Origin of the sequence: Nocardia uniformis NBRC 13702, assembly GCF_001613345.1 — a bacterium.
In the GTDB taxonomy this organism is placed as follows: domain Bacteria; phylum Actinomycetota; class Actinomycetes; order Mycobacteriales; family Mycobacteriaceae; genus Nocardia; species Nocardia uniformis.
Window position 1 is genome coordinate 184,359 of record NZ_BDCE01000064.1, and the last position, 23,349, is coordinate 207,707.

Here is a 23,349-nt window from a genome sequence, read left to right on the forward strand (position 1 = left end):
GCAGACACTACCGTCGTCGGCTGACAGCCGGTTACAGTGCCGCACCGAAACGTTGCGGCGGCACGCGATTCATACACCGCGCGCCGCCGCGAACGGGCTGCCTACGAAGCCAGGAGGTGCTGCGGGCAGTAGACGAGAGTGTCGATTTCGGTCTCGGTGAGCCCGAGAATCCCCATCGAGATATCCGGGTTCTCACGATCCCAGGCCATCAGTTCAGCCTTGGCACCGGGAATGCCGTAATCAAGATACTGGCAGGTGGAGTGCCCGATCTCGACGTCGAGCATCTTGTACTCCGGCGACATCTGCTGATCACCCATCAGGAAGAACTTGGCCTCGTCCTGCAGTGTGAACGCATTGGCCACCGCACCCCCGAAACCCATGATGGCCACGCTCGCGGCAACAACGACAACAGACTTACGGAGCACTTGCGCCCCCGCCTTTCTTTCATGCGGAATCGAATGCCGAGTTCGTTGCGATGCAAGGAAACTGCCCTCCCCCCGAGAGGGCGCGAACACGGCGAAGTGATTCTTCAGTGAAAGCGGAACCACGGCAAATCGAGACGAATGCCCGTCAGGTGAGCATGTACTGCGGGCAGTAGGCGAGAATGTCAATTTCGGTGGCGGTCATGCCATTGACACCCATATTGGTGTGCGGGTTGCGCCGGTCCCAGGCGATCAGGGCGGCCTTGCGGGATGGACCGTGGCGGCCGACCTCGGTGCAGGTCTTATGGCCGAGGGAGACCGAGACCTGCTTGTAGAAGTCGGATTGCCGCTGCTGGTCCATGAGCACGAAGCGCAGTTCGTCCTGCACTGTGAAGGCCTGTGCCGCAGCCTGACCGAAACCGGCGATAGCGACACTCGCGGCGAAAACGACAACTGCTTTGCGAAGATTTGTCCGAAGCACTTCCACGCCTGCCTTTCGTCGTCCGAATCGAAGTCGAGCAGTCCGCGGCACGCGGCGGAAATTCCGACCGGCGAGTGCGGGTGTGCGAAAACGATAGCGTCAGTCGGGCGGAAGCAGGTCCGGACGCCGCGCCCGGGTGCGTCGCAGGGATTGTTCGCGACGCCAGGCTTCGATTTTGGCGTGATTGCCCGACAGCAGGATTTCCGGGACCTCGAGGTCGCGCCAGGACACCGGGCGGGTGTAGCTGGGGCCTTCGAGGAGTCCGTCGGAGAACGAATCCTGTTCATGGGATTGCTGATTGCCCAGCACGCCGGGAATGAGGCGTACGACCGCTTCGGTCATGACCAGGACGGCGGCCTCACCGCCGATCAGGACGTAGTCGCCAATGCTGACCTCTTCGACGCGGACGCGGCGGGCGGCATCATCGAAGACGCGTTGGTCGATCCCCTCGTAACGACCGCAGGCGAAGACGAGATGCTTTTCCGCAGACCATCTTTCGGCGGTTCGCTGGGTGAACGGCACGCCTGCGGGGGTGGGTACGACCAGGAGCGCGTCGTCCGGGCACACCTCGTCCAGGGCGGGACCCCACACGGTCGGTTTCATGACCATGCCGGGGCCGCCACCGTAGGGGGAATCGTCGACCGCCTTGTGCACATCGTGCGTCCAGCGACGCAGGTCGTGGACGTCGACTTCCAGAATGCCCTTATCGATGGCCTTGCCCAGCAAGGCCGTTCGCATCGGCTCCAGGTATTCCGGGAATATGGTGACGACGTCGATTCGGAGCGCAGCGGAGGATCCCTCGGTGCGTGTGCGCATTCCTTACTCCGGATCCAGCAGTCCCTCAGGGGGATCGATGACGATCAAGCCTTCAGCAATGGAGACCGTCGGCACCATGGCATTGACGAAGGGCACCAAGATCTCTCGGCCGACGGGCGGGAATCCCTCGGAGGCTTCCACCGAAAGCAGTTCTCCCGCAGCGGAATGAAGAACCTCCTTGACGGTACCGACCACGGTGCCGTCACCGAGTTTCACGGTGAGGCCCTCGAGTTCGTGGTCGTAGTACTCATCGGAATCATCCTCCGAGGGTGGCAGATCTGCGGTATCCACCACGAATAGCATGCCGCGCAACGCGTCCGCGACCGTGCGGTCGTCTACGCCCTCGACACGCAGCAGAAGTCGGCCCGAGTGCTCCCGGGCCGACTCCACCACGTATGTCTGCGTCGTCTTCGCGCGCGGCAGCCGACCCGTGAGGGTGTTACCGGGCGCGAACCGCAGTTCCGGTTCGTCGGTGCGGACTTCTACGACGAGTTCGCCGCGCACTCCGTGCGACTTGGCGACCCGCCCGACGACCAGTTCCACTACTGATCCGTGTCGACCACGTCGACGCGGATGCCCTTACCGCCGATTCCGGCGACCAGGGTGCGCAGCGCGGTCGCGGTGCGACCACCTCGTCCGATCACCTTGCCCAGATCGTCCGGATGCACATGCACCTCGACGGTGCGGCCACGACGGCTGGTGATCAGCTCGACCTGGACGTCGTCGGGATTGGCGACGATGCCGCGAACGAGGTGTTCGACGGCGTCGGCAACAACGGCGCTCATACTTATTCGGCGGCTTCGGTGGCGGCCTCGGCGGGCGCGGCCTCGGCAGCGGCCTCGTCCTTCTTGGCGGCCTTCTTCTTCGGGGTGGTGGCCTCGGCGCGCGGCTCGCTGTCGGCGGCGGCCAGCGCGGCGTTGAAGAGGTCCAGCTTGGACACCTTCGGCGCCTTCACCTTGAGGGTGCCCTCGGCGCCCGGCAGGCCCTTGAACTTCTGCCAGTCACCGGTGATCTCCAGCAGACGCTGAACGGGCTCGGTCGGCTGCGCGCCGACACCCAGCCAGTACTGCACGCGCTCGGAATCGATCTCGATGAGCGAGGGCTCTTCCTTCGGCTGGTAGATGCCGATGGACTCGATGGCGCGGCCATCACGACGGGTGCGCGCGTCGGCGACGACGACGCGGTACTGCGGGTTGCGGATCTTGCCCATACGGGTCAGCTTGATCTTGACAGCCATGAGTAGCTGATGCCTTTCACATGCGGCCACCACCGGGGCGGCCTGGTTGGTCACGGTCGCAATTCAGCAGCCCGCGCAGGGCGCGGACCCGGTTTTGCGTTGAGTGTGTGACCGCCGCGCGGTACGTAACCGGAGACGGGCTGCACTGTCCTGAATGCGGACGATCGATCATTCTGCCAGACGGGTCCCGGGCGGCAGAAATCGCCCTCGCCCGAGGAGAACGCCGAGCGCAGCCCATCGAATCTCATGACGCGATGGGCCGGCTTACCAGGCTCGTCAGTGGCCGGAACTGCCGTGTCCGGAGCTACCGGAGCTCAGGAACTTCACGATCAGTCCGGCGAGTACGGCCGTGAGCAGGCTCTCTACAGATCCCAAGGTCAACACCTCATCAGGTTGGGCTACACAAACATGTGAAGCATGACCCATTCACTTCCTTCGCGCGGGTGGAATGGTCACACTCGGCCGCCAATCAGCGGTGACCGGTGACCGGGTCGCGGCGGTCGTAGACGCGGCCACGCAGGACCACCCAGGCGGGTGCCGCGAGAACGTCCGGCCCCAGGCGTGGATCTTGCTGGTAGACAACGAAATCCGCCGGTGCCCCGGCTTCGATACCGGGCCGCCCGAGCCAGGCGCGGGCATCCCAGGAGGAAGCACCCAGGGCGTCGTGGCGGGACATGCCCGCGCCCGCGAGAGCGGCGATCTCATCGGCGATGCGGCCGTGCCGAATGGACCCGCCCGCGTCGGTGCCGGTGTAAATCGGGATTCCGGCCTCGTGGGCCTTGGCGACCGTCTCACGGGAGCGGCGGTGCAGATCGCGCATGTGGGCGGCGTAGATCGGGAACTTGCCCGCGCCGTCGGCGATTCCGGGAAAGGTGTCGATATTGATCAAGGTCGGCACCAGCGCGGTGCCCTGCGCGGCCATCATCGCGATGGTGTCGTCGGTGAGGCCGGTGCCGTGTTCGATGCAGTCGATCCCGGCGTCGAGCAGCCCGAAGAGGGCATCCTCGCCGAAGACATGCGCGGTGACGCGGGCGCCTTCACGGTGCGCGGCGTCGACGGCCTCCTTCAGGATGGCATCGCTCCACAGCGGACTCAGGTCGCCGACCGACCGGTCGATCCAGTCACCGACGATCTTCACCCAGCCATCGCCGCGCCGCGCCTGCTCGGCGATGATCTCGGGCAGATCGCGCTCATCGTCGAGTTCTATGCCGAGTTCGCGGATATAGCGCTTGGGCCGGGCGATATGCCGCCCCGCTCGAATGATCTTCGGCAGATCCGCGCGGTCATCGATGAAGTGAGTGTCGATAGGCGATCCGGCATCGCGCAACAGCAGCGCCCCCGCATCGCGTTCGACCTCGGCCTGCTCGACCGCACCGTCGTGATCCTCGTGCCCGCCGCCGTAGCGAATGCCCACATGGCAGTGGGCATCCACCAGGCCGGGCACGATCCACCCTGTGTCGCACAGTGTTTCGGCCTCCGGCACCGGTTCGAACGAGATCGACCCATCCCGCACCCACAGGTCACGCACGTCATCGTCCGGCAGTACCACGCCCCGCAGATGCATACCGGCCTCCTGATCTTGTTCGGCGGACGTCCTATCGCAGTATGACTGGAGTGGATGGTCGCCGCACCGCTGTCCAGACGGCACACGGGCCGTGATCAGCGGTGGGATATGACTCGGCCCCCGACGCCGTACGCGCCGGGGGCCGTGTCCGCTGTCGCCCTAGTTCTTCGGGAACTTCAGCTTCGACAGATCGAAACCTTCGAGCCCCGGCGGCAATTCGTTGAGTCCCTCCGGCAGCTTCGAGATATCCGGCATTCCGGCGGGCATACCGCCGGGCAGGCCGGGCATACCCGGGAAGCCGCCACGGATCTTCGGCTGGGTCGGCCCGCGACCGCCCTTCTTGCCCTTCTTCCCCTTCTTGCCCTTACCGCCGCCGCCACGCGCGCCCGGCATGCCGAACTGGCGGCTCATCGCGCCCATCATCTTCTTGGCCTCGAAGAACCGGTCGACGAGCTGATTGACCTCGGAGACGCTGACGCCGGAACCATTGGCGATGCGTAGGCGGCGCGAAGCGTTGATGATCTTCGGGTTGTCGCGCTCGGTGGGCGTCATACCGCGAATAATGGCCTGTACCCGGTCGAGCTGCTTGTCGTCGACCTGGGCGAGGACATCCTTCATCTGGCCCGCGCCGGGCAGCATGCCGAGCAGGTTGCCGATGGGACCCATTTTGCGAATGGCGAGCATCTGGTCGAGGAAGTCCTCGAGGGTGAGCTCACCGGAGCCGATCTTGCGGGCGGCCTCCTCGGCCTGGGTGGCGTCGTAGACCTGTTCGGCCTGCTCGATCAGGGTGAGCAGATCACCCATGCCGAGAATGCGGCTGGCCATGCGGTCCGGGTGGAAGACGTCGAAGTCCTCGAGCTTCTCACCGGTGGACGCGAACATAATGGGCTGGCCGGTGATCTCACGCACCGACAGCGCCGCACCACCGCGGGCGTCACCGTCGAGCTTGGTGAGCACCACACCGGTGAAGCCGACACCGTCGCGGAAGGCCTCGGCGGTCGAGACCGCGTCCTGACCGATCATGGCGTCGAGGACGAACAGGATCTCGTCCGGCTGCACGGCATCGCGAATACCGGCGGCCTGCGACATCAGTTCGGCGTCGATACCGAGGCGACCCGCGGTATCGACGATGACAATGTCGTATTGCTTCTGCCTGGCCTCTTCGATACCGGCGCGGGCCACCTCGACCGGATCGGCCGCGGAGACACCGAGGGCGTTCTCGCCACCGCCGATGGAGGTACCCGGGTGCGGCGCGAAGGTCGGCACCCCGGCACGCTCACCGACCACCTGCAGCTGGGTTACGGCACCCGGGCGCTGCAGGTCGCAGGCGACGAGCAGCGGCTGATGCCCCTGCCCCTTCAGCCATTTCGCGAGCTTGCCCGCGAGGGTGGTCTTACCGGCACCCTGCAGACCGGCCAGCATGATGACCGTCGGCGCGGTCTTGGCGAACTGCAGCCGCCGGGTCTCGCCGCCGAGGATATTGACGAGTTCCTCGTTGACGATCTTGACGACCTGCTGCGCGGGGTTCAGCGCCGCGGAGACCTCAGCGCCCTTGGCGCGCTCCTTGATCCGCGCTATGAAGCCGCGCACCACGGGCAGCGCGACGTCCGCTTCGAGCAGGGCGAGCCGGATTTCTCGGGCGGTCGCGTCGATATCGGCCGGTGACAGGCGCCCTTTCCCACGAAGGTCCTTGAGGGCACCGGCCAACCGGTCGGACAGGGATTCGAACACCGATCGCGCTCCTGATCTCGAGGGACGTCACTCTCGGTACCAGGGTAGTGGGATCGGGCGCCAGACGTTATTCCAGGTCGCGCCGCGTGGTCGCGGCAGGGCGACGCAGGTCGTGGTTTTCGGTGACCACCATGCCCACGGCTTCGCGCGCGGTGAGGCCGAGTCCGAGGGCGAGACCGTCCAGCATCGCCCATTCGGAGTCGGTGGGCGGTTGCCCCGTGGCGACGGCGGAGGCGATGGTCATGGCGGTCACCGCCTGCTGACCGGAGAGGGTGCGGCCGGGCAACCAGGACACCACCCAGCGATCACCGCCGACACAGCGCGCGATGTGCGAGGTCATGTCCGACGTCATCATTGACGCGGATACCACTTCAATTGCCACCGACCTGCTCCCCTCATGCTCGCGATAGCTTTCTTTGAGGGGATATTAGGGGCCCGAACGGGACGCACATAGGTATTCCAGCAAATTGCACGCAACGATCCGATTAACTGGCAAACGCGGGGTTTGCCAGTTAATGCCGCATCCTAGCGATCGGTCAGAAAACTCTACTGGATTCTGTTTTTGTGTCCGATTCGAGCGCTTTATTCGGTTGTTTCGACCCTCGGTTGCTGCGGGGGTACCACCGAAAGCACGGCCGCCGCAATCTCCGCACGTCGCTGCGGCGTATCGCCGTCACCGAGATCCAGGCAGAAAGCATCCACCACGGCCGCGCCCATGGTGACCACTTTCGCCCAACTCACATTCGTACCGACCGCGGCGAGCGCGCCCGCCAAACGGCTGAGTAATCCGATTCGGTCCTCGGCGCGCAATTCCAACAGCACCCGTCCCGGTTCACCGGTTTCCGACCAGATCACGCGCGGCTGCGCCTGTGCGTACGGGCTGAGTTGGGTACCGCCCGCATCGCGTTCCTTGCGCGCCAACACTTCCGCGAGGTTCAAATCGCCATTGATTGCCCGGATCAATTCCTGGCGCAACAGGCCCGGATCCGGCGGATCACCGAAGCGCGGTACCACCACAAAGGTGTCGATCGCCGAATTGCCGACACTGCCGAGCGAGGCCGACAGCACCCGCAGCGAGTGCACCGCCAGCACTCCGGCCGCATCCGACAGCAGACCGGGTGTGTCGGGAGCGACGACGGTGACGAGGTGGGTATAGCGGCCCTCCCCCGGGCGCAGGTCGACATGGACGCCGCCGCCCTCGGCCTTGGCGATCAGCTCCGCGGGGATCGGATCCGGTTCGGGCAGTTCCTCACCCGCCATGGCGAGCCTGCAGCGGCGCACCAGTTCCGCGATGAGCGAGGCCTTCCAATCGCTCCATACACCGGGCCCGGTGGCCAGGGAATCCGCTTCCGCCAGGGCGTGCAGCGAATCGAGCAATTGCGCGTCACCGTCGAGGGCCTTCACCACCCGCTGCACCGTATCCGGGTCCTCGAGATCACGGCGGGTGGCGGTATCGGGCAGCAGCAGGTGGTGGCGCACGATCGCCGACAGCGTCCGCACATCCGAGGGCCACAGCCCGAGCCGGCGCCCGATCTGGGTGGCGAGTTCGGCGCCGACCACACTGTGGTCCTCGGGACGGCCCTTGCCGAGATCGTGCAGCAGTGCGCCCAACAGCAGCAGATCCGGACGGGCCACCCGGGTGGACAGGGCACTGGCCTGCGCGACCGCCTCCACCAGATGCCGATCCACCGTCCAGGTGTGGATGGCATCGCGCGGCGGGAGGTCGCGCACCACACCCCATTCCGGAAAGAGCCTGCCCCACAGACCCGTTCGATCCAATGCCTCGACGGCGTCGATCGCATTGCGACCCGAACCCAGCAGCACCAGCAGGTCATTGAGCGCTTCCCTGGGCCACGGCTGGCGCAGCTCCGGCGCATCCTCCGACAACCGGTTCAAGGTGGTGGCCGACATGGGCAGTCCGGTCTGCGCCGAGGCCGCGGCGACCCGCAGGATCAGCCCGGGATCGCGCTGCGGCCGCGCATCCCGCGCCAGCACCACCTCACCGGCGTGCTCGACCACCCCCTCATCGAGTGGTCGACGCACCGGCATCCGGCGCAGTCGGGCAAGTCCCCTGCGGGGCAACGCGTTCGCGGCCGTCCGCAGACCGACATCCACGGAATAGCTGACCGTGCGCGCCGCATCCGACAGCGTGCGGGCGAGATCGAAGCGGTCGCCGATGCGCAGGGCCGCGCCGATTTCGTCGGCGTCCTGGGCGCGCAATTGGTCGCGGGCGCGGCCGGCGACCCGGTGCAGCTCGGTGCGAACATCGAGCAGTCGCCGGTGCGCCTGGGTGAGCCCGCCGCCGGGCACATCCGGACCGAGACCCGGCATGGCATCGGTCAATTGGGCAATGGCAAGGGCATCGAGCAGTTGGATATCGCGCAGTCCGCCGCGCCCGTTCTTGAGATCGGGTTCGGCGCGGTGCGCGATCTCACCGCTTCTGCGCCAGCGGGTTTCGGCCTGTTCGATGAGACCGTCGAAGCGGGAACGGATTCCGGCACGCCAGTCGCGGCGCACCCCGCTGATGAGCACATTGCTCAGGCCCTCGTCACCGACGATATGGCGCGCCTCCAGCATGCCGAGGGCGGCGGTCAGGTCGTCGGAGGCGACCCGCAGCGCCTGCGGCACGGTGCGCACGCTGTGGTCGAGTTTGATGTGGGCGTCCCACAGCGGATACCAGAGTTGGTCGGCGACCTCGGCAACCCGTTTCGGATCGACATCGTCGTAGAGCAACACCAGATCCAGATCCGAGTACGGCAGCATTTCGCGGCGGCCCAGGCCACCGACCGCGACCACGGCCAGTCCGCTGTCGGGGGTGATACCGACCTCGGAACCCTTGCTGGTCAGCCATAATTCGAAGAGATCCACCAGCGCCTGACGCAGCGATTCGGAGTCGAGGCGGGGTATGCGCGAGTTGCCGCCGGACCCTTTCCCGGCCTCGCTCAGCAGTTGGTCTCGGGCCCGGACCAGATCCGACGCCCCATTCGCAACGTGCTCGTTCCGCGCTTGCTGGAAACCCACAACCCACCACCCATCTCAGTTGTCGCTGCCTACGGCAACCCCACACACGGTGGCGGCCCCGCACCCGCCGGTTCAGCCCGACGAGCGCGGGGCCGCGCCCGATCTATTCCGTGCCCGAGAGCCCTACCTCTCAGAGCGCGTCGGTGCCACGCTCGCCGGTCCGAACCCGGATAACACCCTCGACCGGGGTCACCCACACCTTGCCGTCACCGATCTTGCCGGTGCGCGCGGCCTCGACGATGACCTCGACAACCTTCTCCACAGAAGCGTCGTCCACGACCACCTCGACCCGGACCTTCGGGACGAAATCGACCGAGTACTCGGCGCCGCGGTAGACCTCGGTGTGGCCCTTCTGGCGTCCGTAGCCCTGTACCTCGCTGACGGTCATGCCGAGCACGCCCGCCTGCTCGAGGCCGGACTTCACGTCCTCGAGGGTGAACGGTTTGACGATTGCGGTGATCAGTTTCATGCGTCATGCCTCCTTGACGGCGGTGGTACGTGCCGTGCCACCCACAGCAGCCAAATCGTATGCCGTTTCCGCGTGCTCCGACTCGTCCAATCCGGTGGCTTCCGCTTCCGCATCGGCGCGAATACCGATGGTCTTCTTGATGACCAGGGCAATCACCGCCGCGACAATGAACGAGTACGCCAGGACCGCGACCGCGCCGACGGTCTGACGCCACAGCAGATCGATGCCGCCGCCGTAGAACAGACCCTGCACGCCCTCGGGGGCTTCCACCGTGGCGAAGATACCGATCAGCACGGTGCCGATAACACCACCGACGAGGTGGATGCCGACGACATCGAGGGAGTCGTCGTAGCCGAACTTGTACTTCAGGCTGACCGCCACCGCGCACACCGCACCGGCGATTGCGCCGATGGCCAGCGCGCCGAGGATGTTCACCGAGGAGCAGGCAGGGGTGATGGCGACCAGACCGGCGACGATACCCGAGGCCCCGCCCAGCGACGTGGGCTTGCCGTCGCGGATCTTCTCCACCAGCAACCAGGCCAGCATGGCCGCGGCGGTGGCGACGACCGTGGTGATGAAGGTGGCAGCGGCGACACCGTCGGCGGCACCGGCCGAACCAGCGTTGAAGCCGAACCAGCCGAACCACAGCAGAGCGGCGCCGAGCATGACGAAGGGCAGGTTGTGCGGACGGAACGGGGTCGTCGGCCAGCCCTTGCGCTTGCCGATGATCAGGGCCAGGGCCAGGGCCGCCGCACCGGAGTTGATGTGTACCGCGGTGCCGCCGGCGAAGTCGATGGCGCCGAGCTTCTCACCGATCCAGCCGCCGCCCCAGACCCAGTGCGCGACCGGGAAGTACACGACGGTCACCCAGATCGCGGCGAACAGCAGCCACGCGCTGAACTTCATACGGTCGGCCACCGCACCGGAGATCAGGGCGACGGTGATGATGGCGAACATCAGCTGGAATGCCACGAATGCGGTCGCCGGAATGGTATCGACCAGCGGGACGCCCGGGGAGTCGTCGCCGAAGCCCGATATCAGCGTGCGTAGCCCGAAGTATTCGCCCGGGTCACCGATCAAGCTGCCCTTATCGGTGCCGAAGGCCATCGAGTAGCCGTACAGCACCCAGAGCACAGTGACAACGCCCATGGCGCTGACACTCATCATGATCATATTGAGCACGTTCTTACTGCGGACCATACCGCCGTAGAAGAACGCGAGCCCAGGGGTCATCAACAGCACCAACGCCGCGCTTGTCAGCATCCATGCCGTATCACCTGAATCGGGCGTACCGATTTCGGCGCCCGCCAGGATAACGGTATCCAACACCTTGTCCTCCTCATCTCGAGCCCCGCAGCCGATCACGGCGAACGAGCCTGCAATGAAGGTTCCTCATTCGGTGTTTCATCCGTGCCGCTGTGACGTTTCGCCTAGGTGAACGGATGAGATTGCACTGTTGCCAGCATGTTTCGCAGTACGCACCCGTGTTACGGGCACATTGTGAGGATGATGTTGTTTCCAGATATTACGCCAGCTCGGCGGGGGTTTATCCGAGTAGTGCGTCGACAAATGCTCCCGGCTCGAATGGAGCGAGATCATCGGCCCCTTCACCCAAACCAACCAGTTTCACCGGTACACCCAATTCATGCTGCACCTGGAACACGATTCCGCCCTTGGCGGTGCCGTCCAGCTTGGTCAAAACCACGCCGGTGATATTCACGACCTCGGCGAACACTCGGGCCTGGGTGAGACCGTTCTGACCGACGGTGGCGTCCAGGACCAGCAGCACCTCGTCGACCGGAGCCTTCTTCTCGACGACGCGCTTGACCTTGCCCAATTCGTCCATGAGACCGGTCTTGGTGTGCAACCGACCCGCGGTGTCGATCAACACCGCGTCGACGCCATTGGCGATACCGGAGCTCACCGCGTCGAAGGCCACCGCGGCCGGATCGGCGGCCTCCTTGCCGCGCACGGTCTCCGCGCCGACGCGCTCACCCCAGGTCTGCAACTGGTCGGCGGCGGCGGCGCGGAAGGTGTCGGCCGCGCCGAGCATGACGCGGCGGCCGTCGGCCACCAGGACGCGGGCGAGTTTGCCGGTGGTGGTGGTCTTTCCGGTGCCGTTCACGCCGACCACCAGCAGTACCGCCGGGCGGTCGCCGTGCGGGAGGGCATGGATGGAACGGTCCAGTTCCGGACGCAGGGCCTCGATGAGCACATCGCGCAGCACGGCCCGGACGTCGTCGGCATCGCGTACGGTGCGCACGGCCATCTCCTCGCGCAGCCGCTCGACCACGGCGGCGGTGCTGGCGGTGCCGAGGTCGGCCATGACGAGGGTGTCCTCGATCTCCTCCCAGGAGTCCTCGTCGAGATCGCCGCCACCCAGCAGGCCGAGCAGGGACTTGCCCACGGCGTTCTGCGAGCGGGAGAGGCGACCGCGCAGGCGGATGAGGCGACCCGCGGTGGGGTCGATGCCGGATAGATCGGGGGCGACGACGGCCGCCTCGACCGGCGGCACGGGGACGGCGGGCGCGACGGTATCGGTCGACGCGGGGGTATCGACGACCGCGGTGTCGGTCGCCTCATCGACGACGACCGGGGCCACGAACTCGGCGGGCGGTACGGCGGTATCGGTCGGCGCGGCCGTGTCCGTCGTTTCAGCCGTGTCCTCGACGACCACCGGGGCCACGAACTCGCCGGGCGGAGCCGCCGGTCCCTGCTCCGGGTCGGGCAGTCGCACATCGGTGATGCCGCGCTTACCCGAATCGCGCGGTACGGCCGCGTCGTCGCCGACGTGCGGCTGGCCCTCGTCATCGGTGCGCTCGACCGGCGGCACGGGTGGCACCGGCGGTTTCACGGGTTCGCGGTGGACCGGTTCCGGTGTCGGTTTCGGCAGGGTCGCGGTCCCGCCCTGGCTGAAGCTGATTCCCCCCGATGCCGCGTATCCGCCCGACCGGTCCGTCACTTCCTTCGGTTCGGCCGCGCCCGGGGTCAGCGAGATTCGGCGGCGCCTGTACAGCACGAACCCGGCGACGAAGGCCACCAGCAGCACCGCGGCGATTGCGGCAATCAGAATCCAAGTCTGTGCGGTCACGCCCCCATCCTTTCAGAGACCCTGGTCTGACTGTTTTGCCTACCTACCCACGAGTTCGGCCCGTTCGCCACCGCCGCGCGCTCGCTGTCGGTCCGTGGATCGGCGAGTCGAACCCGCGAGTGTGGCCAATAGCACATTCGCATCCGACAGGCCCTCGAACACGCGGAAGTGCACTCGCGAGAATCTGCCACCTACCAACCGGTCCGAACTACTACGTGCCAGGGTGCCGAAGCAGCGGCGAATCCGACACCAAGACAATAGGATCGGCCACGTGACCGATCGAAATGTGCTTGGGGGACCGCTTGAGGAGTGTGGCACCGATCCCCTCACCGGCTTCTATCGGGACGGCTGCTGTAGCACCGGACCCGAGGATCTCGGCAGCCACACGGTGTGCACGGTGGCGACTGCGGAGTTCCTGGAACACCAGAAGTCGATCGGCAACGACCTCATCACCCCGCGGCCCGAGAACAACTTCGCCGGACTGCAACCCGGGGACCGCTGGTGTGTGGTCGCGGTGCGCTGGCTACACGCCCACGAGGACGGCGTCGCCGCCCCGGTGGTGCTGGCGGCCACTCATGAGAACGCACTGGAAGTGATCCCCATGGATACGCTGCGCAAGTACGCGGTGGATGTGCCCGATGACGTCAGCGACCTGCTCTGAGCCCGCCTCTCGAAATTCGCTGCGGCCCTGACCGCGAAGCAACCGATCGACTCACCGCCGCCTGATTGGCGCTCTTGCGCCGTCTGCGCGAATCCGCCGAAATACGACTCGGCACACGGGTATCCGCGATTGACCCGGCCATGCGGGTGTCGATTTGTCGCGTTTGCGTCGGCGGCTCGTGCGACGATGCGCGAGCACGAGTCTGCACTCACGGGGAGTTCTCTATGGCGACATTCGACACCATCCAGGCTGATTTCTTCCGGATGACCCACGAGATCATCTGGTGCACAGTCACCACCGTCGATACCGACGGGCGGCCTCGCTCCCGCATTCTGCATCCGCTCTGGGAGCTGGAGGGCGACCGTCCGGTCGGTTGGATCTTCACCAGTCCAACGCCGATCAAAGCCCGGCATCTGAGCGCCAATCCGATTCTCGCGTTCTCCTATTGGGCCCCCAGCCACAATGTGGTGCAGGGGGAGGCGACGGCCACCTGGGTGGAGGATCCGGCCGTGAAGAAGCACGTGTGGGATCTGTTCGCGACCACGCCACCGCCCCTGGGTTATGACCTGACCGCGTTCGGCATCTCCGGGCCCGACCACCCGGGCTTCACCGCGCTCCGCCTCGATCCCGACCGGATTCAGATCCTGGACGGAGCGAAAGTGGCGGCGGGCGATTTCAAGCCCACCGTCGCCACCCTGGGCCAGGCTTCCTGATTCGGTCACGACGAAAATGGCGATACCGCCCGGGTTTCCGGGCGGCATCGCCGATATGGTCGCCGCCGTTGTCAGCGGTCGGCGCGCAGTGTGTAGGTCTGGACCGCGGACACGACGGCGGTGAAGGCGGCGATCGCCAGGATGGCCGCGGTGCCGAGGGCCGTGGGGTCGAGCCAGCCGGCGGCCAGCACCACCAGGCTGTCGACCGTCCACAGGGCATTCACGCCGATAATGACGGCGGCGGGGCGGCGCGGAATCTCGCGGCGGGTGGCGACAATGAGGACGCCGACCGCGTAGACGATGAAGAAGGCGCCGACGCCGAGCAGCAGCGGGGTGGAAAGGCCCAGGGCCGAATCGATTACGCCGGAGAGGGCGGCGAGCAGGACACCCGAGGCGAGGGTGGCGATACCGTCGAATTCGTAGGCGAGGCGCAGCGGGGACATTCCGGCGATGCGGCGGGTGCTGGTGGTGGCAGTCATGGGAATCGTTTCCTTCGGTTCGGCTGCTGCGGGTTTCGGTGACCACCAAACAGTCGCCCGGAGTCCACTGCCGAACCCACCACATCAGCTGCCGAATACTGCCAACCGCATGTCAGAGCCCTATTTCGACATGCTGCCGAACCCCGATCGCAGTTGTGCGGCAATCATTCGGGCTGCCGAGTTCTGCCAGTTGTGCAGTGTGCGTTCGGGTACCTGGTCCACGAACCACGACAGCGCCTTGCGCGATACCGGATCCAGGTCGGTGCGTTTGGTGCGCACGCTGTAGGGCCGGATGCCGACGACATAGTAGAAGTACACGGCGTTGTAGTGCCGCCACTCCTCGCTGGTGCCGAACTCCGCTCCGGTGCGTGGTTTCAGCGCCGCGATGCTCTCGGTGAGCAGGGTTTTGAGTTCGGCGGCGCGATCGAGGGGGCCGATGGTCTCGCGGTCGGCGAGGCGGGCGTCGATGGCGGGGAGGTCGATGAGCGGACTCGATACCAGTTTGCCGAGATCGGCGTAGTGGCTCAGCGCGCGGCGGGTCAGTCGCGCGAATTCGGCTTCGTCGAGCGCGGCCAAGCCGGTGGCGGCCTCCGGACCGGTGAGTCCATCGGCACCGCGCTTGCGTGGCAAGGCTTCCGCCGCGGTGCGCAACTCGTCGCGGGCCTCGCGCAATCGCGGTGCGGACGCGAAGGCGATCCGGTCTATCGCCCCTTGCAGCGGCACGTACAGCACCTGCAGCGCGATGGCGGCGGCAGTGGTGCCGAACAGCAACGCCTGCAGGGCGGTCCGCTCCCCCACCAAGACAATGGCCACGCCCGCCTGCCCGCCGAATACGACGGCGGTCCCGGCCGACACCAGCAGTGACCGCACCATATCGGCGCGCAGCGCCTCACCCTCCTCGAAGGCGTCCAGGACCGCGATTCCCAGGCCCAGGAACACCAGGTCGATGGCCACGGCCGAGAGCAACAGGTTGGCGGGCAGCACATCCAGCCCGATCAGGATCAGGGTGGCGCTCAAGCCGAACATCAACGCGCCCACGGTGAACAGGCCCGCCACCGTCCCGCCTCGGCTGCCCGCGAGCAACACCGACCGATGCCGGATCATCGCGAGCAGGGAACCGAACAGGGCGAGCACCGCGAGCGCGCAGAGCGCGTAAGCGGCCGCGTCGATCCCCACCACCGCCGGAACGGCGACGACCGCGCACGCCGGCAGCAGCCCGAAGCGCCACCATCGATCGGCTCGGTCCGCCAGTTCCTCGGGCAGCAGCCGGACGAATACCCCACTCCATACGATCGCGGGTACGCAGACCAGCACCGCTCGCAGCCCGTCGAATCGGTCGTCGCCGCCGAGTAGTTGGCCGCCGAGCACCGCCGCCGCGTAGGCGAGCAGTCCGGCTCCGGCCCTGCGCAGCACTGGCTTTCCCGCATCACGCGCCACCAGGTACAACCCGAGCCACCACGCGACCCCGAACGAGACCGCAGACACCCACAACACGATGCGAGCCTACTTCTCCGCCGCGGATTGTTACCTAGGTTGACGGCGCGGTGTCGGCACGGCGCCCTCATCCGGCACGCCCACCCGTCATCCCGGCATGCTTGGCCGGAATCCACGACTGCGGGGGTGTGGATTCCGGCCAAAAGCGCGCCGGAATGACGAACGCGGCCCCGGCGCTATCACGGGCCGCCATCCCGGCGCGCGGCGCTGGGGGGCGTAACCATCGGGCGGCGAAACGGATCGCCGCACCCTTCTCGGTTGCGGCGATCCGCTGCGATTGCCTTGCGGCTCAGCCGATTGCGCGGCAGTTCAGGCCGTGACTCAGGAGAGCGCGCCGTCGTAGTCGGGCAGCTTGAAGGTCTTCTCCGCATGCCCGCCCGCGAGATCGGAGGCGCTATTGCCGATATTCGCGACGATGGTGTAGCCGTCGCCCTCGATATCGATGCGGGCGTTGGTCTTGTATTCCTGGAGGCCGGACGAACCCGCGGACAGGGTGGTCAGCGCGCTGCCGTAGAGACCGTCGACCGAGTAGCCGACCGCAGAGAGGTTGATCTGGGTGTAGATATTCATGAGGGCGGGGCGGCCGGTGACGAAAATGGTGGCCGCGCCCTGGCTTTTGGCCCATTTGGCCAGCGCCAGCATCGGTGCCATGGCGGGGGTGATCGGGCCGGGGTTGTACTGCGTTTCCAGGACCGTGTTGTCGATATCGAAGACGATGGCGGGGCGGGTCGCGCCGGGCAGTCGTCCAGCCAGGTAGTCCTGCGCCTGCGCGGCGACGGTCTGCACCTCGCTGATCCACTGCGAGTACGGGGGCAGGTCGCCGCCGCCGGAGAGCGAGGAGGAGCCGCCGCCACCGGACAGTGACGACGAACCGGAGCCGCCGGACAGTGAGGAGGAACCGGTGTCGGCGAAGGCGGTGGCCATGGGGGCGGCAAGGACAAGTGATATTCCGAGAGCAATACCTGCAATAGAGCGCTTCATGATCACGGGACGTTAACGGCCCAATAGTTAGATGCGCAGGCGTTTCACATTGTCTCGCCGCAGGATTCCCGCTCAGTGGGATCGCGACGTCATCATGCCGACGAACGGGCCGGGCAGCGGGTATCAGCTCGCGGCGCGGGCCCGCTGCCGGTGCGCCTTCTGTCGACAGGCGGGAGAGCAGTAGCGGGCCGGGCGCCCGGTGGCCGAATGGCGTACCGGGGCGGCGCATACCGGGCAGTGCGCATCGGCCGTTGCGTTACGCGAACCCTTTTCGTTACGGCGATCCGCGCCCGACAGTTTCGTTACGCGGGCCCCGTGATCGCGCGCCCGCATGGCCTCCAACAACATGACCACCGGACGTGTCGGCCCCCGCCGCGCCCCCGAACTCCGCTGCATCGCAGCACATCCGGTGAAGATCTCCAGGACATCCGAGAGCGTGAGATCCGACCGCACCGCCTCTTGCCGCTGCGCGGCGAGCAGGAGGTCGGCCACCGCGTGCTGAAAGCGGGTACCGGCGTCCACCAGCGCGGTGCTGGGCCAGCCGTCATCGGTTTCGAAGACATCGCACATACCTTTGTTGCCGGGTGTGGTCGTCACCACCTCGATACAGAAGTCGAAGAAGGCCGCACCCACATCGGCGGCACCCCGACTCCGCGTCGCCAATTCGGCGAGCCGCTCGACGCGTTGGCGCAGCACGGCGGCGATCAGGTCGTTCTTACTGGGGAAATGCCGGTGCACCGTGCCCGCGCCGACACCGGCCCGCTTGGCGATCTCCACCAGCGATACCGACATGCCCTGTTCGGCGAACGCCCGCTGTGCCGCCGCCAGTACCAGCGCCCGATTGCGCCGGGCGTCGACGCGCCCAGCGGGGTCGGTGGGGAGCGCGAGAGCACTCATTTCGTTACGCATCCCTTCGCGGCTCTGGCAGACCGGACTTCGCCGCCCGTACCGTCCAAATACGGGTTGTCCGACCCGGATACTATCGAACAGACAGGGTGAACATGTCCACTGGGACCGAACTCATTCTCATAACCGGCGCTACCGGCAAGCAGGGTGGCGCTACGGCTCGGCGACTGCTGGCGGCGGGGACGCCGGTACGCGCGCTGGTACGCGATCCCGAAGCTCCCGCCGCGCTCGAATTGGCCGCGGCCGGAGCCGAACTCGCGGTCGGCGATTTCGACTCCCCCGACACCATCGACGCGGCGGTCGCGGGGGTCCGGGCGGTCATGGGTGTACCTCCGGCCAGCTACGGGCCAGAGGGCTGGGATAGCGACCTCGAGGCGCGGCGCGGCGAGTACCTGGTGGAGGCGGCGCGGCGGGCCGGTATCGAGCAATTCGTGTTCACCGGCATCGCCTCCTTCGCGCAGGAGGGCCGCTGGGGTGCGGAGGGTAAGCGGCGGATCGAGGATGCCGTGACCGCGAGCGGTATGCGGTGGACGGTGCTGCGCCCTGTGCGGTTCATGGAGAACTACCTCCTGCGGGGCCTCGCGGTGGACGGCATCCGCGACGGCGTCCACCGCCACCTGTTCCCAGCCGACCGGCCGATCCAGGTCATCGCGGTGGACGATGTCGCGGCCTTCGCCCAGCTGGCATTCGCCGATCCGGACCGATTCCACGGCCGCACACTGGAATTGGCCGGTGACGCGCGAACCATGCCCGATGCCGCACGGGCAATCAGTCAGGCCACCGGGATCGAGGTGCGCTTCGAGGAGTTCACCGAGGGCGAGGCCGCGGCTATGGGTCCGGAGGTCGTGGCGGTCTGGCGGCAGTCCCGCGCGGGTGCGGGCTGGCGCGCCGATATCCCCGCCCTGCGCGAAATACATCCCGCCCTACGGACTTTCGACACCTGGCTGGCCGAAACCGGTGCGGCGCAGTTGAAAGCATTGCTCACTTAGCCGCGCCGACCAGGTTCTCGCCGCGCATGCGCTGCGAAATCACCTGGGTAATGCCATCTCCGCGCATACTCACGCCGTAGAGCGCGTCGGCGATCTCCATGGTCGGCTTCTGGTGGGTGATGACGATCAGCTGGCTCTTCTCCCGCAGCTGCTCGAACAGGCCGATGAGGCGACGCAGGTTGGTGTCGTCCAGGGCCGCCTCGACCTCGTCCATCACATAGAACGGGGAGGGGCGGGCGCGGAAGATGGCCACCAGCAAAGCCACTGCGGTGAGGGACTTTTCGCCACCGGAAAGCAGCGACAGACGCTTGACCTTCTTGCCCGGCGGGCGGGCCTCGACCTCGACGCCGGTGGCGAGCATGTCGCTCGGATCGGTAAGCAGTAGCCGTCCTTCGCCACCGGGGAAGAGCTTGCCGAATACGCCGACGAATTCGCGGGATACGTCCTCGTAGGCCTCGGTGAAGACCTGGAGAATGCGGGCATCCACCTCCGAGACCACGTCCAGGAGGTCCTGCCGGGCCTTCTTGACATCCTCGAGCTGGGTGGCGAGGAAGTTGTAGCGCTCCTCGAGCGCCGCGAACTCTTCCAGGGCAAGGGGATTCACCTTACCGAGGGTGGTGAGGTCCTTCTCCGCGCGTTTGGCGCGGCGCTCCTGGGTGGCGCGGTCGTAGGGCATGGGCTGCGGCGGGGTGACATCCTCGCCGCGCTCCTTGGCCTGCTCGTACTCCATCAGCTCCAGCGCGGACGGCGGCATGGGCACATCCGGACCGTATTCGGTGATGAGATCGTCGAGGGAGATGCCGAACTGCTCGGAAATGGTCGTCTCGAGCTGTTCGATACGCAACGCCGACTGGGCGCGTGCGACCTCGTCGCGGTGCACAGCATCGGTGAGCTGGGCAAGCTGGGTATTGAGAGCGCGGGCGCGCTCCTTGATCTGCTCCACCTGGGCGGCACATTCGGTGCGGCGGCGCACCAGATCGTCCCGGCGGGCGGCGGCCTGGGCGACCACCTGTTCGAGGTCGGCGGCAATACGTTCACCGGATTCAGCGACCACGGCGGCCACGGCGGCGGCCTGGCGGCGGGCGGCGTGGGCGCGTTCGGCGCGGGCTCGGTTCTCACGTTCGGCGCGCGCGGTACGGCGCAGCGAATCGGCTTTGCCCCGTACGGATTCGGCGCGTTCCTCGGCGGTGCGGACCGCGAGGCGGGCCTCCACCTCCATGGAGCGGGCTTCGGCGAGCGCACCGGCGGCTTCCTCGCGCAGGTGTCCGGCGGCCTCGGTGCCCTCGGATTCCTGCCCCATATCGGACTGCTCGGATTCGGCGTTGCGCAGCCGCTCCTCGAGTTCGGCCAGCTTCTGCAGGGTTTCCTCACGACCGGCTTCGGCGTCGGCGCGCTGAGTCAGCAGTTTTTCGCAATCGATCTGCGCGGCGCGGGCGGTGTGCCCGAGGCGGCCGAGCCGGTCGTAGATGGCGACCAGGGCCTGATCGGATTCGTGCAGGGCGAGTAGCGCGTGGTCGACGGCGTCCTTGCGGTCGGCCTGTTCGGCGAGCGCGCCGGCGAGCGCGGCCTCGAGTTCCTCGGCCTGTCGCTGCCAGGAGGTCAATTCCTCCTTGGCGGAGTCGATTTCGGCCTGTACTTCCAGCTGGCTGGGGGCACGGTCGGAACCGCCGAGCATCCAGCCGGTACCGGTGAGGTCTCCGTCGCGGGTGACGACACGCAGTTCGGGGCGGGCGGCGACGACCGTGGCTGCCTCGGACAATCCGTCGACGACGGCGATACCCGCGGTCAGGGCCGCGATCGCGCCACGCATATTCTCGGGGCAGTCCACGATATCGACCAGCCAGCGCGCGCCACCGGGCAGTTCGCCACCGGGAAGCGAATTTGTTTGGGCGGCACCGCCGTACACAATGGCTACCCGGCCGCCGTCGGCCTCCTTGAGCGCCCGGACGGCGGAGTGCGCCGAGGTGCCGGTGTCGGCGGTGACGGCGTCGGCGAGCGGTCCGAGCGCGGCGGCGACCGCGGCTTCGAATCCGCCCTGCACACGGATCAATCCGGACAGCGGACCGAGCAGCCCCTCGGTGCGGTGCTCCAGCAGCCAGGCCGCGCCGTCGCGGCGCGCCAGGCCCATGGTGAGCGCCTCGATACGCGCGCCGAGCGAGGCGACCCGCTTTCCGGCCTCACGGTCGCGGTCACGCAGTTCGGTGACGCGCTGATCGGCCAGCTCGAGGGCCTGGGCGGCATGTTCATACTGGTGGTCGAGGCCTTCCTCGCCCGCGTCGAGTTCACTCAATTCGGCTTGGACGGCCTCGAATTCGGCGTCGGCGGCCTCACCGCGATGCCGGGCCTCGGCAATACCGGCGGACATGCGCGCGATCTCGCCGTCGACCGATTGCGCGCGGATACGCAGCGAATCCACCTGTCCGGAGAGCCGGACGAAACCCTCGCGGCGGTCGGCGATGGCGCGCACGGCGGCCAGGTGCGCCTGTTCGGCGGCCTTGGCGGCCTGCTCGCGTTCATAGAGCGCGTCGCGAGCGGATTCGAGCATGCCCGTGGCCATCTCGACGGCCTCGAGCAGTTCGGCTTCCTCGGCCTCCACGCGATCGGCTTCGCGTTCGAGCTGTTCGGGATCGCGGCCCGCGCCGGTGGGCTGTTCAATGGTGAGGTTGCGGGCGCGATCGCGGGAAATGCGAATGGTGGCATTGACCCGCTCGGTCAGCGCGGAGAGCTGGAACCAGGTCTGCGCGGCCGCTTCCGCGCCGGGAGTAAGCTTGGACAGCTCGAATTCCTGCTGCGCGAGCGCGGCATTGGCGGCGTCCATTTCGGCATGGACTTTGATCTGCTGTTCGCGAGCGAAGGCTTCCTTGCTCTGCTGGCTCTCCAGATCCGTGCGCCGCGACACCAGATCGTCGGCGGCCAGCCGCAGCTTGGAATCCCGCAATTCCGATTGCACGGTTGCGGCGCGTCGCGCCACCTCCGCCTGGCGGCCGAGCGGTTTGAGCTGGCGGCGCAGTTCGGTGGTGAGGTCGGTGAGCCGGGCCAGATTGGCCTGCATGGCATCGAGTTTACGAACGGCCTTCTCTTTACGACGGCGGTGCTTGAGCACGCCCGCGGCCTCTTCGATGAACGCGCGCCGATCCTCCGGCCGCGATTCCAGAATCGCCGAGAGTTGCCCCTGACCGACGATAACGTGCATTTCGCGGCCGATACCGGAGTCGCTGAGCAGTTCCTGCACATCCATCAGGCGGCAGGTGTTCCCATTGATCTCGTATTCGCCCGCGCCGTCGCGGAACATGCGCCGGGTGATGGACACCTCGGAGTAGTCGATGGGCAGCGCACCGTCGGAGTTGTCGATGGTGAGCGTCACCTCGGCACGACCGAGCGCGGCGCGTCCCGTGGTTCCGGCGAAGATGACGTCCTGCATCTTCCCGCCGCGCAGCGCTTTCGCCCCCTGCTCACCCATGACCCAGGTGAGCGCGTCGACGACATTCGACTTCCCCGATCCGTTCGGTCCCACCACGCAGGTGATACCCGGTTCGAACCGGAGCGTCGTCGCGGACGCGAAGGACTTGAACCCCTTCAGCGTCAGACTCTTCAGGTGCACAGTCGGCCAGGTTACCCGTAGTCGCTGGGTTGCCATGCGTATGCCGGTGAACGAGTCCGGTTGGCGGGCGGCTCAGCGGATGGTGACCGTCAAGGTGTAGGTCACGTCTTGGGTCTGCGAACCGACCTGGATTTCCCAGACACCCGGCTTGACCGTGGTGGTGAAGGGCGACGGCACATACCGCGCCCAGAGCTTGCCGTCCGGATCGAACACGGTGAAGCTCGCGGCGCCGTCGACCTCGACGGTCATGGACCGCGGGTTGGCCACCTCGACCCGATAGGCGATCTCGTTACCGCGCGCAACGGTGTCCCGCACACTCGCACTATTGCTGCCGGGCGCGAACTGAAGGGTCTTCCTGGCGATGACATCACCGGAGGCGATGGCGGGTGCCGCGAGGGTGAGAACTCCGGTGAGGGTGGCCAGGACGAGGGCGAGGCGGTGCGCATATAGAGGAGCGGGCATGCCCGCCACCTTTACCGGCGAAGCTATCGATTGCCTGCGCGGGGGATTGCGGTTCGGCCTCAACTGATGACGGCGGGGTATCGGGGCAGGACGGCCGGGTCTGTGTTGAGCAGATCGTGCGGTCCGGCTTCGTCTTTCGGGGTGAGGTCGATGGGGGTGTCGGGCAATTGGTTACTGCATTTGGGGTGTTGTTGGTGAGGTGATGGTGGTGCGAATTTGCATGCTGGTTTC

22 protein-coding genes are annotated in these 23,349 nt (G+C 66.8%); 3 read left to right on the forward strand and 19 right to left on the reverse strand.

The features are described 5' to 3' along the window. Positions 1-101 precede the first annotated feature (101 nt). The 13 genes from NU1_RS23540 to ftsY form a co-directional block, all read right to left on the reverse strand. On the reverse strand, positions 102-425 hold the full coding sequence (locus tag NU1_RS23540; RefSeq protein WP_157552881.1) for a hypothetical protein: 324 nt from the start codon (positions 423-425) through the stop codon (positions 102-104). Between the two features lie 145 nt (positions 426-570). Then, positions 571-903 (reverse strand): hypothetical protein, encoded by a 333-nt coding sequence (locus NU1_RS23545; RefSeq protein WP_157552884.1) that lies wholly within the window; start codon positions 901-903, stop codon positions 571-573. A 99-nt stretch (positions 904-1,002) separates the two neighbouring features. Further along, on the reverse strand, positions 1,003-1,719 hold the full coding sequence (gene trmD, locus NU1_RS23550; RefSeq protein ID WP_067524159.1) for a tRNA (guanosine(37)-N1)-methyltransferase TrmD: 717 nt from the start codon (positions 1,717-1,719) through the stop codon (positions 1,003-1,005). 3 nt (positions 1,720-1,722) lie between these two features. Beyond that, positions 1,723-2,262 carry a ribosome maturation factor RimM gene (gene rimM / locus NU1_RS23555; protein WP_067524161.1) on the reverse strand — a complete coding sequence of 180 codons (540 nt, stop codon included), beginning with the start codon at positions 2,260-2,262 and terminating at the stop codon, positions 1,723-1,725. Then, on the reverse strand, positions 2,262-2,504 hold the full coding sequence (locus tag NU1_RS23560) for an RNA-binding protein (RefSeq protein WP_067524163.1): 243 nt from the start codon (positions 2,502-2,504) through the stop codon (positions 2,262-2,264). The genes rimM and NU1_RS23560 overlap by 1 nt, the downstream gene beginning before the upstream one ends. 2 nt (positions 2,505-2,506) lie before the next feature. Next, positions 2,507-2,956, reverse strand: a complete 450-nt coding sequence (gene rpsP / locus NU1_RS23565; RefSeq protein ID WP_067524265.1) for a 30S ribosomal protein S16 — start codon at positions 2,954-2,956, stop codon at positions 2,507-2,509. A gap of 469 nt (positions 2,957-3,425) precedes the next feature. Then, a complete protein-coding gene (locus NU1_RS23570) occupies positions 3,426-4,520 on the reverse strand; it encodes an amidohydrolase family protein (RefSeq protein WP_067524165.1) in 1,095 nt (364 codons plus the stop codon). Between the two features lie 159 nt (positions 4,521-4,679). Further along, positions 4,680-6,251 carry a signal recognition particle protein gene (gene ffh / locus NU1_RS23575; protein WP_067524167.1) on the reverse strand — a complete coding sequence of 524 codons (1,572 nt, stop codon included), beginning with the start codon at positions 6,249-6,251 and terminating at the stop codon, positions 4,680-4,682. Positions 6,252-6,318: 67 nt separating this feature from the next. Beyond that, positions 6,319-6,591, reverse strand: a complete 273-nt coding sequence (locus NU1_RS23580; protein WP_245720267.1) for a hypothetical protein — start codon at positions 6,589-6,591, stop codon at positions 6,319-6,321. 242 nt (positions 6,592-6,833) lie between these two features. Next, positions 6,834-9,272 (reverse strand): [protein-PII] uridylyltransferase, encoded by a 2,439-nt coding sequence (locus NU1_RS23585; RefSeq protein ID WP_067524171.1) that lies wholly within the window; start codon positions 9,270-9,272, stop codon positions 6,834-6,836. Positions 9,273-9,402: 130 nt separating this feature from the next. Further along, positions 9,403-9,741, reverse strand: coding sequence for a P-II family nitrogen regulator (locus NU1_RS23590; protein WP_067524173.1), 339 nt, complete (start codon positions 9,739-9,741; stop codon positions 9,403-9,405). 3 nt (positions 9,742-9,744) lie between these two features. Further along, a complete protein-coding gene (locus tag NU1_RS23595) occupies positions 9,745-11,004 on the reverse strand; it encodes an ammonium transporter (RefSeq protein ID WP_170264278.1) in 1,260 nt (419 codons plus the stop codon). Positions 11,005-11,287: 283 nt separating this feature from the next. Then, the gene (ftsY, locus tag NU1_RS23600) at positions 11,288-12,832 is read right to left on the reverse strand and encodes a signal recognition particle-docking protein FtsY (protein WP_067524175.1); all 1,545 of its coding nucleotides are present in this window, start codon (positions 12,830-12,832) and stop codon (positions 11,288-11,290) included. Between the two features lie 271 nt (positions 12,833-13,103). Here ftsY and NU1_RS23605 point away from each other — a divergent pair, with 271 nt between their 5' ends. After that, entirely contained in the window at positions 13,104-13,493 is a 390-nt protein-coding gene (locus NU1_RS23605) for a DUF2237 family protein (protein ID WP_067524177.1), read from the forward strand. 224 nt (positions 13,494-13,717) lie between these two features. Next, positions 13,718-14,206 carry a pyridoxamine 5'-phosphate oxidase family protein gene (locus tag NU1_RS23610; protein WP_067524269.1) on the forward strand — a complete coding sequence of 163 codons (489 nt, stop codon included), beginning with the start codon at positions 13,718-13,720 and terminating at the stop codon, positions 14,204-14,206. A gap of 71 nt (positions 14,207-14,277) precedes the next feature. Here NU1_RS23610 and NU1_RS41705 read toward each other — a convergent pair whose 3' ends face one another. The 4 genes from NU1_RS41705 to NU1_RS23630 all read right to left on the reverse strand — a co-directional run bounded on the left by NU1_RS41705 (position 14,278) and on the right by NU1_RS23630 (position 18,057). Then, positions 14,278-14,685, reverse strand: coding sequence for a hypothetical protein (locus NU1_RS41705; protein WP_067524179.1), 408 nt, complete (start codon positions 14,683-14,685; stop codon positions 14,278-14,280). 120 nt (positions 14,686-14,805) lie between these two features. Then, complete coding sequence (locus NU1_RS23620; RefSeq protein WP_067524181.1) at positions 14,806-16,179, reverse strand: hypothetical protein; 1,374 nt, start codon at positions 16,177-16,179, stop codon at positions 14,806-14,808. A 321-nt stretch (positions 16,180-16,500) separates the two neighbouring features. Beyond that, the gene (locus NU1_RS23625) at positions 16,501-17,160 is read right to left on the reverse strand and encodes an HAD family acid phosphatase (RefSeq protein WP_084521747.1); all 660 of its coding nucleotides are present in this window, start codon (positions 17,158-17,160) and stop codon (positions 16,501-16,503) included. 123 nt (positions 17,161-17,283) lie between these two features. After that, positions 17,284-18,057: a TetR/AcrR family transcriptional regulator gene (locus tag NU1_RS23630; protein ID WP_067524185.1), complete on the reverse strand. Its 774-nt coding sequence runs from the start codon at positions 18,055-18,057 to the stop codon at positions 17,284-17,286. A 104-nt stretch (positions 18,058-18,161) separates the two neighbouring features. On the opposite strand from NU1_RS23630, the gene NU1_RS23635 reads away from it, so the two are divergent. Next, a complete protein-coding gene (locus NU1_RS23635; protein ID WP_084521739.1) occupies positions 18,162-19,055 on the forward strand; it encodes an NmrA family NAD(P)-binding protein in 894 nt (297 codons plus the stop codon). On the opposite strand, the gene smc is transcribed toward NU1_RS23635, so the two are convergent. Together smc and NU1_RS23645 are read right to left on the reverse strand one after the other, a co-directional pair. Continuing rightward, positions 19,048-22,656: a chromosome segregation protein SMC gene (gene smc, locus NU1_RS23640; RefSeq protein WP_067524187.1), complete on the reverse strand. Its 3,609-nt coding sequence runs from the start codon at positions 22,654-22,656 to the stop codon at positions 19,048-19,050. The two genes, NU1_RS23635 and smc, sit on opposite strands and share 8 nt — an antisense overlap. A gap of 72 nt (positions 22,657-22,728) precedes the next feature. Beyond that, positions 22,729-23,118, reverse strand: a complete 390-nt coding sequence (locus NU1_RS23645; RefSeq protein ID WP_157552887.1) for a hypothetical protein — start codon at positions 23,116-23,118, stop codon at positions 22,729-22,731. Positions 23,119-23,349: the final 231 nt, after the last annotated feature.

Excerpts from the sequence above, each read along its gene's own strand:
- NU1_RS23590 (WP_067524173.1), bottom strand. The coding sequence starts at position 9,741 with ATGAAACTGATCACCGCAATCGTCAAACCGTTCACCCTCGAGGACGTG.
- trmD (WP_067524159.1), bottom strand. The coding sequence starts at position 1,719 with ATGCGCACACGCACCGAGGGATCCTCCGCTGCGCTCCGAATCGACGTC.
- NU1_RS23570 (WP_067524165.1), bottom strand. The coding sequence starts at position 4,520 with ATGCATCTGCGGGGCGTGGTACTGCCGGACGATGACGTGCGTGACCTG.
- NU1_RS23645 (WP_157552887.1), bottom strand. The coding sequence starts at position 23,118 with ATGCCCGCTCCTCTATATGCGCACCGCCTCGCCCTCGTCCTGGCCACC.
- NU1_RS23610 (WP_067524269.1), top strand. The coding sequence starts at position 13,718 with ATGGCGACATTCGACACCATCCAGGCTGATTTCTTCCGGATGACCCAC.
- NU1_RS23595 (WP_170264278.1), bottom strand. The coding sequence starts at position 11,004 with ATGCTGACAAGCGCGGCGTTGGTGCTGTTGATGACCCCTGGGCTCGCG.
- NU1_RS23630 (WP_067524185.1), bottom strand. The coding sequence starts at position 18,057 with ATGAGTGCTCTCGCGCTCCCCACCGACCCCGCTGGGCGCGTCGACGCC.
- rpsP (WP_067524265.1), bottom strand. The coding sequence starts at position 2,956 with ATGGCTGTCAAGATCAAGCTGACCCGTATGGGCAAGATCCGCAACCCG.
- NU1_RS23625 (WP_084521747.1), bottom strand. The coding sequence starts at position 17,160 with ATGAAGCGCTCTATTGCAGGTATTGCTCTCGGAATATCACTTGTCCTT.
- NU1_RS23580 (WP_245720267.1), bottom strand. The coding sequence starts at position 6,591 with ATGACCTCGCACATCGCGCGCTGTGTCGGCGGTGATCGCTGGGTGGTG.
- NU1_RS41705 (WP_067524179.1), bottom strand. The coding sequence starts at position 14,685 with ATGACTGCCACCACCAGCACCCGCCGCATCGCCGGAATGTCCCCGCTG.
- NU1_RS23560 (WP_067524163.1), bottom strand. The coding sequence starts at position 2,504 with ATGAGCGCCGTTGTTGCCGACGCCGTCGAACACCTCGTTCGCGGCATC.
- NU1_RS23635 (WP_084521739.1), top strand. The coding sequence starts at position 18,162 with ATGTCCACTGGGACCGAACTCATTCTCATAACCGGCGCTACCGGCAAG.